The 12,785-nt window shown below is 60.2% G+C and carries 10 protein-coding genes and 3 tRNA genes; all 13 read left to right on the forward strand.

Features of this window, described 5'->3' with window-relative positions:
• Positions 1–17 precede the first annotated feature (17 nt).
• Positions 18–2,672, forward strand: a complete 2,655-nt coding sequence (locus tag AK821_RS07685) for a FimV/HubP family polar landmark protein (RefSeq protein ID WP_064389127.1) — start codon at positions 18–20, stop codon at positions 2,670–2,672.
• Positions 2,673–2,939: 267 nt separating this feature from the next.
• Positions 2,940–3,764 (forward strand): tRNA pseudouridine(38-40) synthase TruA, encoded by an 825-nt coding sequence (gene truA / locus AK821_RS07690; RefSeq protein ID WP_034152768.1) that lies wholly within the window; start codon positions 2,940–2,942, stop codon positions 3,762–3,764.
• A gap of 65 nt (positions 3,765–3,829) precedes the next feature.
• A complete protein-coding gene (locus AK821_RS07695; RefSeq protein ID WP_064389128.1) occupies positions 3,830–4,456 on the forward strand; it encodes a phosphoribosylanthranilate isomerase in 627 nt (208 codons plus the stop codon).
• A gap of 204 nt (positions 4,457–4,660) precedes the next feature.
• On the forward strand, positions 4,661–5,581 hold the full coding sequence (gene accD / locus AK821_RS07700; protein WP_064389129.1) for an acetyl-CoA carboxylase, carboxyltransferase subunit beta: 921 nt from the start codon (positions 4,661–4,663) through the stop codon (positions 5,579–5,581).
• A complete protein-coding gene (gene folC, locus AK821_RS07705) occupies positions 5,578–6,885 on the forward strand; it encodes a bifunctional tetrahydrofolate synthase/dihydrofolate synthase (RefSeq protein WP_064389130.1) in 1,308 nt (435 codons plus the stop codon). The genes accD and folC overlap by 4 nt, the downstream gene beginning before the upstream one ends.
• Positions 6,869–7,519 (forward strand): SPOR domain-containing protein, encoded by a 651-nt coding sequence (locus AK821_RS07710; RefSeq protein ID WP_064389131.1) that lies wholly within the window; start codon positions 6,869–6,871, stop codon positions 7,517–7,519. The genes folC and AK821_RS07710 overlap by 17 nt, the downstream gene beginning before the upstream one ends.
• 98 nt (positions 7,520–7,617) lie before the next feature.
• Positions 7,618–8,178 (forward strand): CvpA family protein, encoded by a 561-nt coding sequence (locus tag AK821_RS07715; protein WP_039771589.1) that lies wholly within the window; start codon positions 7,618–7,620, stop codon positions 8,176–8,178.
• A 41-nt stretch (positions 8,179–8,219) separates the two neighbouring features.
• Complete coding sequence (gene purF, locus AK821_RS07720; RefSeq protein ID WP_007913462.1) at positions 8,220–9,725, forward strand: amidophosphoribosyltransferase; 1,506 nt, start codon at positions 8,220–8,222, stop codon at positions 9,723–9,725.
• Positions 9,726–9,798: 73 nt separating this feature from the next.
• Positions 9,799–11,010 (forward strand): O-succinylhomoserine sulfhydrylase, encoded by a 1,212-nt coding sequence (locus AK821_RS07725; protein WP_064389132.1) that lies wholly within the window; start codon positions 9,799–9,801, stop codon positions 11,008–11,010.
• Complete coding sequence (locus tag AK821_RS07730) at positions 11,007–11,783, forward strand: SDR family oxidoreductase (protein ID WP_008083223.1); 777 nt, start codon at positions 11,007–11,009, stop codon at positions 11,781–11,783. Before AK821_RS07725 ends, AK821_RS07730 begins: the two co-directional genes overlap by 4 nt.
• Positions 11,784–11,999: 216 nt before the next feature.
• Positions 12,000–12,075, forward strand: a tRNA-Val gene (locus AK821_RS07735).
• 56 nt (positions 12,076–12,131) lie between these two features.
• Positions 12,132–12,208: transfer RNA gene (locus tag AK821_RS07740), tRNA-Asp, on the forward strand.
• Between the two features lie 93 nt (positions 12,209–12,301).
• Positions 12,302–12,378 (forward strand) — tRNA-Asp (locus tag AK821_RS07745).
• Positions 12,379–12,785: the final 407 nt, after the last annotated feature.

Consider the following 12,785-nt stretch of genomic DNA (forward strand, 5'->3'; position numbering starts at 1 on the left):
AAACAAAGGATGAGGCTATGGTTCAAGTTCGCAAACTGGTGTTAGCAATAGCGGCCGCCTCGGCGCTGTCCTCCGGTATGGCGCATGCCCTCGGGCTCGGGGAGCTGACCCTGAAGTCGACCCTGAACCAGCCGCTGGTGGCTGAAATCGAGCTGCTCGACGTCAAGGATCTCACTGCTGCCGAAGTGGTGCCGAGCCTGGCTTCACCCGAAGATTTCGCCAAGGCCGGCGTCGATCGCCAGGCCTTCCTCAATGACCTGACTTTCACTCCGGTGCTCAACGCCAGCGGCAAAAGCGTGCTGCGCGTAACGTCGAGCAAGCCGTTGTCGGAACCGATGGTGAAATTCCTCGTGCAGGTGATGTGGCCGAACGGTCGTCTGCTGCGCGATTACAGCGTGCTGCTGGATCCATCGAAGTTCTCGCCAGAGACCGCTGACGCCGCCGCACAACCGGCGCCGTCGCAGACCATCGCCGCACCGACCACGGGCGCCACACACCCGACGCAATACACCACCACGCCGCGCGATACCCTGTGGGAGATTGCCGCGAAGGCGCGCAACGGTGGTTCGGTGCAGCAGACCATGCTGGCCATTCAAGCGTTGAACCCGGATGCGTTCATCGGTGGCAACATCAACCGGCTGAAAACCGGTCAGGTGCTACGTCTGCCGGATTCGGTGCAAAGCACTGCATTGCCGCAGTCGAAAGCGATTGCCGAGGTCGCGGCGCAGAACGAAGCCTGGCGCACGGGCCGTCGCTATGTGGCCAAGCCCGGCACCGGTCAGCAGCAGCTCGATGCGACCAACCGTGGTCGCGGCAATACCGCTGGAGCACAGAACGCCCAGGACAATCTGAGCCTGGTCTCCGCCGAGAGTGCCAAGGCGCGCGGCAAAGGCCCGGCAGGTGACGCCCAAGCCTTGAGCAACAAGCTTGCAGTCACTCAGGAAAACCTCGACACGACCCGTCGTGACAACGAGGAACTGAAAAGCCGCATGTCCGATCTGCAAAGTCAGATGGACAAGCTGCAAAAGCTCATCGAGCTGAAGAACAATCAACTGGCGAAACTGCAGGCCGAAGGCGCGGGCGCTGCCCCGGCCGCGAATGGCGCAGTCGCGCCGGTTCCGGCGATCACTGCTGAGCTGGCTGCCACACCGCCGGCTACTCCTGCAGAAGCAGCGCCGACGCCAGAATCTGCCATTGCTCCACCTGCCGAAACGCCGGTTGAGCCAGTGGTCGAGCCGGTTGTCGAAACCAAACCTGCGGCTGATGATGAAAAAACCTTCAATGAGCTGCTGACCAATCCGATCCTGTTGGGTCTGATCGGTGGTGGTGCGGTGGTTCTGCTGCTCCTGCTGTTGCTGTTGGCACGTCGCCGCAAAGCTCAGCAGGAAGCTGAAAAGCATGTGCGCATGGCTCGTGCGCTGGCCGAAGAACAAGAGTTCTCCGCCGAGCAGGATCTGCCGGAAAGCAGCTTCGAAGGTCTGGAAACGCCAGCGGCGAGCGTCAAGCTCAACACTCCGGCGCCTGCTCCTGCTCCAGTCGTGGCTCCGGTAGTGGCGCCGATCGTGATGGCTGAGCCGATTGCCGCGCCGCTGGTGGCGCCGGCCGCCGAGCGTTCCGATGACGTGCTCGACAAGGCGCAATCGCACATCAATGCCGGTCGCCTGAATCAGGCTGCAGCATTGCTGGAGGAGGGCGTCAGCCTCGAGCCGCAACGCAGCGATCTGCGTCTGAAACTGATGGAAGTCTACGGTCAGCAGGGCGATCGCGATGCGTTCGTCGGCCAGGAACGTCAGTTGGTGGCCAATGGCGACAACTTTGCCAAGGTCGAAGAACTGAAGAGTCGCTTCCCGGCGATGGCCGTCGTCGCTGCTTCGGGGCTGGCCGCTGCTGCCGTGGCTGCTGAGCTGGATGCACAGTACGTCAAGGAACTGTTGCTGGATGAGCCTGAAGCGCCTGCGCCAGCGCCTGTTGAAGATGACCTGGACAGTGCGTTTGACCTGAGCCTGGACGATCTCGACAACATCACGCCAGTTGAGCCAGCGCCTGTGGTTGAGCCCGAAGCGCCGGTCGAGCTGGACGAATTCCCGTCCGACGATGACCTGAGCTTCGAGTCGGTGCTGCAACAGCAGACCGACATCAAAGAGAATCTGGATGACCTGTCGGACTTCGATCTGGATCTGGATCTCGGTGCCGAGCCGGCGGCTCCTGCGGCTGATCTGGCGGACGATGACTTCCTGCTGGATCTGGACGAAGGCGTGAAGGATCTGCCTCCAGTCGAGGCGCCGGTGGTAGCTGACGTGCCGCAGGATGATCTGGAACTGCCGGCCGATTTCGATCTGTCGCTGGCCGACGAAATGGACAGCAATCCGGCGGCTGAGCCTGACGCATTCGCAGCAGAACTGGATGACGTCAACGCCGAGCTGGATCGTCTGTCGCAAAGCGTTGCCGAACCGACCTTCACTGAAGCCGATGCGGCAATCGGTGGTGATCTGGGTGAAGACGATTTCGACTTCCTTGCCGGCACCGACGAGGCCGCGACCAAGCTCGATCTGGCTCAGGCCTATATCGATATGGGTGATGCCGATGGTGCACGCGACATCCTCAACGAAGTGCTGACCGAGGGTGACGAGAAACAGCGTGGTGAAGCCAAGGAAATGCTCTCGAGCCTGTAGTCAATCTGCGGTAAACAAAACGGCAGCCCATTGAGGCTGCCGTTTTTGTTTGTGCCGGATTCAGTGGTGTCTGAAGGATTACTATCGCGAGCAGGCTCACTCCTGCATTTGGAATGCGTTCCCCTGTAGGAGTGAGCCTGCTCGCGATAGGGCCAGAACTGCCAATAGAGAGTTCTGGCATCCCTGAACCACAGCCTTATAATGCCCGCCTTTGTAAAAACAGCAGGCTGTCCCACCTTGGCAAACATAGATAACCCGGTCGCCGAAATGGCCCCCGACGGCTTTTACCGCGTTGCGTTGGGCGTTGAGTACAAAGGCTCGCGCTACAGTGGCTGGCAGCGTCAGTTGACGGGTGTGGCGACGGTGCAGGAAGAACTCGAAAAAGCCCTGTCGAAAGTTGCCAACTCGCCGGTCTCCTTGCAGTGCGCCGGGCGCACCGACGCCGGCGTGCATGCCTGCGGACAAGTGGTGCACTTTGATACCACGGTTGATCGTTCGCTGAAAGCCTGGGTCATGGGCGCCAATATCAATCTGCCCCACGACATCAGCGTCAGTTGGGCGCGGGTGATGCCGGCGCATTTCCATGCGCGGTTCAAGGCCATTGCCCGGCGCTATCGCTACGTGATCTACAACGATCAGATTCGCCCGGCGCATCTCAATGAAGAAATCACCTGGAACCACCGTCCGCTGGACGTCGAGCGCATGGCCGAGGCCGCGCAGTATCTGATCGGCACCCATGATTTCAGTGCGTTTCGCGCCGGCCAGTGTCAGGCTAAGTCGCCGATCAAGAAGATGCATCACCTGCGCGTGACCCGTCACGGCAAGATGATCGTGCTCGACATCCGCGCCAATGCATTCCTGCATCACATGGTGCGCAACATCGCTGGCGTACTGATGACCATCGGTGCGGGCGAGCGTCCAGTCGAATGGATGAAGGAAGTGCTGGAAAGCCGCGAGCGCCGCTCTGGTGGGGTGACCGCGCATCCGTACGGGTTGTACCTGGTGCAAGTCGAGTACCACGACGAATTCCCGTTGCCCGAGCGTTTTATCGGGCCACATTTCCTTACGGGTTTCTCCGAACTTGACGGCTGACGCCTTCGAACGCTTTTGTTACCATCCGGGACTTTCCCGGATTTTGCCTTGGAGTTTTTCTCGACATGCCAGCCGTTCGCAGCAAGATCTGCGGGATTACCCGCATGGAAGATGCGTTGGCCGCCGTCGAAGCCGGGGCTGATGCGATCGGTTTCGTGTTTTACGCCAAGAGTCCACGCGCGGTGAGCGTGCAGCAGGCGCGTGCGATCATCAAGGCGTTGCCGCCGTTCGTGACCACCGTGGGTTTGTTCGTCAATGCCAGTCGCTGCGAATTGGGCGAAATCCTCGATGCCGTGCCGCTGGATCTGTTGCAGTTCCATGGTGATGAAGTCGCTGAAGACTGTGAAGGCTGGCGCCGTCCGTATATCAAGGCGTTGCGGGTCAAGGCTGGCGATGACATCGCGGCGGCTGTCGATGCCTACCCGAGTGCCAGTGGCGTGCTGCTCGACACTTACGTCGAAGGCGTGCCCGGCGGAACCGGTGAGGCGTTCGACTGGTCATTGATTCCGCAAGGTTTGAGCAAGCCGTTGATTCTTGCCGGTGGTTTGACCCCTGAGAACATCGCCGACGCCGTGGCGCGGGTAAAACCCTACGCGGTAGACGTCAGCGGTGGAGTAGAGGCGAGCAAAGGCATCAAGGATCACGCAAAGATTCGCGCATTCATCAACGCTGCACGCAAAGCTCCATATTGATGTGACGGCTGGCAGTCTGCCGCCGTCCATCAATGCACTTGCACAAAGCAGGCGCGGCTGAGGGTTTGGGGATAGCACGCAGGTCATGTTTCGCGCTGACCGTGGCTGTCCGTCAACCATCGCCACACACATGAATTTAGCTGAAGGGCATACGCGGGGCTGCGAACCAGAGCGTTCGGGCCGCCGGTACTGGAGAAAAAAAGCATGAGCAACTGGTTGGTAGACAAACTGATCCCTTCGATCATGCGTTCCGAGGTCAAGAAGAGCTCGGTCCCTGAAGGTCTGTGGCACAAATGCCCGTCTTGCGAGGCGGTGCTGTATCGTCCAGAACTGGAAAAGACCCTGGACGTTTGCCCCAAGTGCAACCACCACATGCGCATCGGCGCACGTGCGCGCATCGACATCTTCCTCGATGCCGAAGGTCGCAACGAACTGGGCGCCGATCTGGAGCCGGTTGACCGTCTGAAGTTTCGCGACGGCAAGAAGTACAAGGATCGCCTGACCGCCGCACAGAAGCAGACCGGCGAAAAAGACGCGCTGATCTCCGTCAGCGGCACCTTGCTGGGCATGCCAGTAGTGGTTTCGGCGTTCGAATTTGCCTTCATGGGCGGTTCGATGGGTGCCATCGTTGGTGAGCGCTTCGTCCGCGCTGCCAACTACGCCCTGGAAAACCGTTGCCCGATGATCTGCTTCGCCGCTTCCGGCGGTGCGCGCATGCAGGAAGCGCTGATCTCGCTGATGCAAATGGCCAAGACTTCCGCCGTACTGGCGCGTCTGCGTGAAGAAGGCATTCCGTTCATCTCGGTGTTGACCGACCCGGTCTACGGCGGTGTTTCCGCGAGTCTGGCGATGCTCGGCGACGTGATCGTCGGTGAGCCGAAAGCCCTGATCGGCTTCGCCGGTCCGCGCGTTATCGAGCAAACCGTGCGTGAAAAACTGCCGGAAGGCTTCCAGCGCAGTGAATTCCTGCTGGAACACGGTGCCATCGACATGATCGTCCACCGTCAGGAGCTGCGCCCACGTCTGGGTAACCTGCTCGCACAGATGACTGGCAAGCCGACGCCGAAATTCGTCGCCGCGCCAATCGAGCCGATCGTGGTTCCGCCGGTACCTGCTGGCCTATGACCGAGCGCACCCTTGGCGAGTGGCTCGCCTACCTTGAGCAGTTGCATCCATCGGCCATCGACATGGGCCTGGAGCGTTCGCAACAGGTAGCGTCCCGGATGGGGCTGGGCCAGCCGGCGCCTCGGGTGATTACGGTCACCGGCACCAACGGCAAGGGTTCGACGTGCGCATTCGTGGCTTCATTGCTGCGCGCGCAGGGCCTGAGCGTTGGTGTCTACAATTCCCCGCATCTGCTGCGTTACAACGAGCGGGTGCAGCTCAATGGCGTCGAAGCCACTGACGCGCAGCTGTGCGAAGCCTTTGCTGCAGTCGAGGCCGGGCGCGGCGACACTTCCCTGACTTACTTCGAAATGGGCACTCTCGCGGCGTTCTGGCTGTTCCAACAGGCCGGACTCGATGCGGTGGTGCTTGAAGTCGGTCTGGGCGGGCGTCTGGACACGGTCAACGTGGTTGATGCCGATATCGCACTGGTCACCAGCATTGGCGTCGATCACGCCGATTATCTGGGTGATACCCGTGAATCCGTGGCTTTCGAAAAGGCCGGTATCTTCCGTCAGGGCAAACCTGCCTTGTGCGGCGATCTGAATCCTCCGCAACCGCTGCTCGACAAGGCGCTTGAACTGGCCTGTCCGTTCTTCCTGCGTGGACGCGATTTCGACCTTGGCATCACCGATCAGCACTGGCAGTGGCGCGGCACCGATGCGCAAGGTCAGGCTGTTGAGCTGCATGACTTGCCGCTGCTCGATCTGCCGATGGAAAACGCCGCGCTGGCGTTGCAGGCGTACCTGCTGCTTGGTTTGCCGTGGGATACGCAGCAGATCGTCGTCGCCCTGCAGGCGACGCGCGTGGTCGGGCGCCTTGATCGCCGCTCGTTCGATTGGGGCGGCAAGCGCCTGAATGTGTTGCTGGATGTTGGTCACAATCCGCATGCCGCCGAGTATCTGGCCCGTCGTCTGGCCGCGCGGCCGCTAGTCGGCAAGCGCTTGGCGGTATTTGGTCTGCTGGCTGACAAGGATCTGGATGGTGTTGTCGGCGAATTGAGTGCGAGTGTCGCGCCCTGGGCAGTGGCGCCGCTGGATTCGCCGCGAGCTCGCCCGGTAGCTGAATTGCAGGCGGCATTGCAGAACCTTGGTGCGTCGGTCACGTCTTACGACAGTGTTGCCGCCGCGCTGGAAGGGCAGTGCGCCGTAGCCACCAGCGACGACGAGATTCTGTTGTTCGGATCATTTTATTGTGTCGCCGAGGCCCTTGAATGGCTGGCCCGGCGCTCCACGGAGGAAGCGGCAAATGGCTTTGCTGGATAAAGCTTACAAGCAGCGCATGGTTGGCGCTTTGGTGCTGGTCGCGCTGGCGGTGATCTTCCTGCCGATGCTGTTTTCCCGTCAGGATGAGCAGCGTCAGGTGACTGTCGAGGCGCCCGCCGCTCCGCAAGCGCCTGCCATGCCGCAAGTGCAAATGGAAGCGGTCGCCGTGCCTGAGCCGCAAGCCTTGCCGCAAGAGCCAGTGCCAACGGATGAAGAAGTCGCAGAAGATACTGCGCCTGCTGCACCTGTTGCGCCTGCGCCGACGGCTCCCATTATGATCACCAAGCCTGTTGCGCCTCCGGCGGTGGCCAAGCCGATTCCTGCGCCTGCTCAGCCGATCACTGCGTCCTCGTCCAGGCCGGACACAACGCAAAGCCGCGTCGATGCCAACGGTCTGTCGGTGAGCTGGTCGGTGCAACTGGCCAGTCTGTCGAGTCGTGCCAGCGCCGAAAGCCTGCAGAAGACCCTGCGCAGTCAGGGCTATAACGCTTACATCCGCTCCGCCGACGGCAAGAATCGGGTGTTTGTCGGCCCGCTGATCGAGCGTGCCGAGGCTGATCGTCTGCGTGATCTGTTGGGGCGTCAGCAGAACCTCAAGGGTTTTGTTGTGCGCTTCCAGCCTGAGCGCGGCTAAAAACTATCGCCTCGATTGAAATGCACTGACAATCGCAGCTTACCGAGAGGCATGCGCTCTGCTAAAATGCGCCGCCTTATCCGTCTGTAGGCTGCACTGTGCCATTTACCTGGGTTGACTGGGCGATCGTTGCAATCATCGCCATCTCCGCTTTGATCAGTTTGAGCCGCGGCTTCGTCAAGGAAGCATTATCGCTGGTGACCTGGATCATCGCAGGAGCCGTCGCCTGGATGTTCGGTGGCTCACTGTCCGAGTACCTCGCCGGATACATCGAAACCCCATCGGCTCGCGTGATCGCGGGCTGTGCCATCATGTTTGTCGCCACACTGATCGTGGGCGCAATGATCAATTATCTTATCGGCGAGTTGGTACGCGTCACCGGGTTGTCCGGGACCGATCGATTCCTCGGCATGGCCTTCGGCGCTGCGCGTGGCGTGTTGCTGGTGGTCGTGGCGGTCGGGCTGTTGAGTCTGGGGCCGGTACAGCAGGACGGGTGGTGGAAAGAATCACAGCTCGTACCAAAGTTTCTATTGGTCGCCGACTGGTCCAAAAACCTGATACTCGGGTGGAGCAGTCAGTGGCTTGCCAGCGGAATCAGCGTACCCGCTGATATTCCGTTCAAGGAGCAACTCTTGCCGTCGGCGAAAACGCCTCAGTGAGTGTTGTTCAGTTCAGATCCATTAAGTAGGGGTTGCGTCGCATGTGTGGCATCGTCGGTATCGTCGGTAAGTCGAACGTCAATCAGGCGCTGTATGACGCGCTAACCGTGCTCCAGCACCGCGGCCAGGACGCTGCCGGTATCGTGACCAGCCATGATGGCCGGTTGTTCCTGCGCAAGGACAATGGCCTGGTGCGTGACGTGTTTCAACAGCGTCACATGCAGCGTCTGGTCGGCCACATGGGTATCGGCCACGTCCGTTACCCGACCGCAGGCAGTTCGACTTCGGCCGAAGCCCAACCGTTTTACGTCAACTCGCCTTACGGCATCACCCTGGCGCACAACGGTAACCTGACCAACGTTGAACAGTTGGCCAAAGAGATCTACGAATCCGATCTGCGTCACGTCAACACCAGTTCCGACTCGGAAGTGCTGCTCAACGTGTTCGCTCACGAGCTGGCCCAGCGTGGCAAGCTGCAGCCGACCGAAGAAGACGTGTTCGCTGCCGTGACTGACGTGCACAACCGTTGCGTCGGTGGCTACGCCGTCGTGGCGATGGTGACCGGTTACGGCATCGTCGGTTTCCGCGACCCGCACGGCATCCGCCCGATCGTGTTCGGCCAGCGTCACACCGACGAAGGCGTCGAGTACATGATCGCCTCGGAAAGCGTTTCGCTGGACGTGCTCGGTTTCACCCTGATTCGCGACCTGGCACCGGGCGAAGCGGTCTACATCACTGAAGACGGCAAGCTGCACACCCGTCAGTGCGCGACCAACCCGTCCCTGACCCCGTGCATCTTCGAACACGTCTACCTGGCGCGTCCGGACTCGATCATCGACGGCGTATCGGTCTACAAGGCCCGTCTGCGCATGGGTGAGAAGCTCGCCGAGAAAATCCTGCGCGAGCGTCCAGAGCACGACATCGACGTGGTGATCCCGATTCCGGACACCAGCCGTACAGCCGCGCTGGAACTGGCGAATCACCTGGGCGTGAAATTCCGCGAAGGTTTCGTCAAGAACCGTTACATCGGTCGTACCTTCATCATGCCGGGTCAAGCGGCGCGCAAGAAGTCGGTACGCCAGAAGCTCAACGCCATCGAGCTGGAATTCCGCGGCAAGAACGTGATGCTGGTCGACGACTCGATCGTGCGCGGCACCACCTGCAAGCAGATCATCCAGATGGCTCGCGAAGCCGGCGCGAAAAACGTCTACTTCTGCTCGGCTGCTCCGGCGGTACGCTTCCCGAACGTCTATGGCATCGACATGCCAAGCGCTCACGAATTGATCGCGCATAACCGTTCGACGCAGGACGTGGCGGATCTGATCGGCGCTGACTGGTTGATCTATCAGGACTTGCCTGACTTGATCGAAGCGGTCGGTGGCGGCAAGATCAAGATCGAGAACTTCGATTGTGCGGTGTTCGACGGCAAGTACGTCACCGGCGATGTCGACGAGGCGTACCTGAACAAGATCGAGCAGGCGCGTAACGACTCCTCGAAGATCAAGACCCAGGCGGTCAGTGCGATCATCGATCTGTACAACAACTGAGTTTCTACCGGCCCTGAGGGGCCGGTTTTGTATCTGACTTTCAATTTTCGAGAACAGCGCAAGGAGTGACAGCATGAGTCAGGAATGGGATGCCGGTCGGCTGGACAGCGACCTTGAAGGCGTAGCGTTCGATACCCTGGCCGTACGTGCCGGTCAGCACCGTACGCCGGAAGGTGAGCACGGTGATCCGATGTTCTTCACCTCCAGCTACGTGTTCCGCACCGCTGCCGATGCGGCCGCGCGGTTTGCCGGCGAAGTGCCGGGCAACGTCTACTCGCGTTACACCAACCCGACCGTGCGCGCGTTCGAAGAGCGCATTGCTGCACTGGAAAGCGCCGAGCAGGCTGTTGCGACCGCAACCGGCATGGCTGCGATCCTGGCAGTGGTGATGAGCCTGTGCAGTGCTGGCGATCATGTGCTGGTCTCGCGCAGCGTGTTCGGCTCGACCATCAGTCTGTTCGAGAAGTACTTCAAGCGTTTTGGCGTGGAAGTCGATTACGTGCCACTGGCCGAGCTTTCGGGTTGGGATGCGGCAATCAAGCCGAATACCAAATTGCTCTTCGTTGAGTCGCCGTCCAACCCTCTGGCTGAGCTGGTTGATATCGCCGCACTGGCAGAAATCGCTCATGCCAAAGGCGCGATGCTGGTGGTCGATAACTGCTTCTGCACCCCGGCGTTGCAACAGCCGCTGAAACTGGGGGCGGACATCGTCGTGCACTCGGCGACCAAGTTCATCGACGGCCAGGGCCGTTGCATGGGTGGGGTGGTAGCCGGGCGTAGCGAGCAGATGAAAGAAATCGTCGGCTTCCTGCGCACTGCCGGGCCGACCCTGAGTCCATTCAATGCGTGGATCTTCCTCAAGGGGCTGGAAACCTTGGGCCTGCGGATGAAGGCGCATTGTGCCAATGCCCAGGAGCTGGCTGAATGGCTGGAGCAGCAGGACGGTATCGAGAAAGTCCATTACGCCGGTCTCAAGAGCCATCCGCAGCACGAACTGGCTCAGCGTCAGCAGAAGGGCTTCGGTGCGGTGGTGAGCTTTGAGGTCAAGGGCGGCAAAGAGGGCGCCTGGCGCTTTATCGATGCCACCCGTTTGATTTCGATCACCGCAAACCTTGGTGACAGTAAAACCACCATCACTCACCCGAGCACTACTTCTCACGGCCGTCTCGCACCGCAAGAGCGTGAAGCAGCGGGCATCCGTGACAGCCTGATCCGCATCGCGGTCGGTCTCGAAGACGTGGCGGATCTGCAAGCCGATCTGGCGCGCGGTCTGGCAGCGCTGTGATCGAGTTGTCGACGCCGACAGCGGGTACCCATGGCCGCGTCGCGTTGGTCACGGGTGCCGCGCGCGGTATTGGTCTGGGGATTGCGGCGTGGCTGATCAGCGAAGGCTGGCAAGTGGTGCTGACCGATCTGGATCGTGCGCGCGGTTCGAAAGTGGCGAAGGTGCTGGGCGAAAACGCCTGGTTCATTGCCATGGACGTTGCCGATGAGGGCCAGGTTGCGCTGGGTGTTGCTGAGGTGTTGGGGCAGTTTGGTCGTCTCGACGCGCTGGTATGCAACGCGGCGGTCGCCGATCCGCACAACATCACCCTGGAAAGCCTCGATCTGGCTTACTGGAATCGCGTGCTGGCGGTAAACCTCAGTGGGCCGATGTTGCTGGCCAAGCACTGTGCGCCTTATCTGCGCGCTCACAACGGTTCGATCGTCAATCTGGCCTCGACCCGTGCGCGGCAGTCGGAGGCGGACTCCGAGGCGTATGCGGCGAGCAAGGGTGGGTTATTGGCGCTCACGCATGCGCTGGCAATCAGCCTGGGGCCGGAGATTCGCGTGAACGCCGTCAGCCCGGGCTGGATCGATGCGCGTGATCCCTCTGCACGTCGAGCGGAGCCGTTGGCCGATGCCGATCATGCTCAGCATCCAGCGGGCAGGGTAGGGACAGTCGAAGACGTGGCGGCCATGGTTGCGTGGTTGCTGTCGAGGAATGCCGGGTTTGTCACCGGGCAGGAATTCGTCGTCGATGGCGGCATGACGAAAAAGATGATTTACAGCGAATAGATCGCGTTCTTTTTCTGAGTTTGCGTTGAATGGACTGGCGCCTTCGCGAGCAGGCTCGCTCCCACATTTGGAATGCAATCCCCTGTGGGGGCGAGCTTGCTCGGGAAGGCGGTCTTGCAGGATGGAAGCAATTTCGTCTTTTTTAGAAAAACTTCAATCCTGCTATTGACTTAGGTTCTCTACCTGCGTAAATTTCGCGGCCTCGGAGATGCAAACGGGTGATTAGCTCAGCTGGGAGAGCGTCTGCCTTACAAGCAGAATGTCGGCGGTTCGATCCCGTCATCACCCACCACTCCCCGAGAGACTTGCGTAAGCAAGAGCGTAGGCTGAAAGTGCCTGCACCGACGCGCAGCGGTAGTTCAGTCGGTTAGAATACCGGCCTGTCACGCCGGGGGTCGCGGGTTCGAGTCCCGTCCGCTGCGCCATATTTTACGAATCAGGCTTGTCTGGTTCGCGATTGCCAAGCACCGAAGCTAGCAGTCAAAACGAGTTACTTGAGCGCAAGCTCAAAGCGATACGCAGCGGTAGTTCAGTCGGTTAGAATACCGGCCTGTCACGCCGGGGGTCGCGGGTTCGAGTCCCGTCCGCTGCGCCATATCTGCTCCAAGGACCACTGAACGCCTTGAAGCACCGAAAGCAACCCTTGGTTGATTCGGAATCGATAGCAAAGACCCTGGTCGAAAGACCGGGGTTTTTTGTGTCTGGAATTTGGCTATTACCTTCTTTTCCTCCCGCCCCAATCCCGAAGCCAACACAAATCCCTGTAGGAGTGAGCCTGCTCGCGATAGCGTCAGTTCAGCCATGCTGCTGGTGACTGACACTCCGCCATCGCGAGCAGGCTCACTCCTACAAGTGTCTACCCGCCTGCTGCGGTCTCACGTCGCATTGATTTTTTGATTCTTTAGTCAAATTTTTGTATCTGGTTGTTTGCTGCGAGCCCAGAAACCTTTAAAGTTAACCTTTCGGTCAGCTTTGCACTGTCATCACGCCTTTCGTTTAGCC

Source organism: Pseudomonas sp. RIT-PI-r (assembly GCF_001297015.1).
GTDB lineage: Bacteria > Pseudomonadota > Gammaproteobacteria > Pseudomonadales > Pseudomonadaceae > Aquipseudomonas.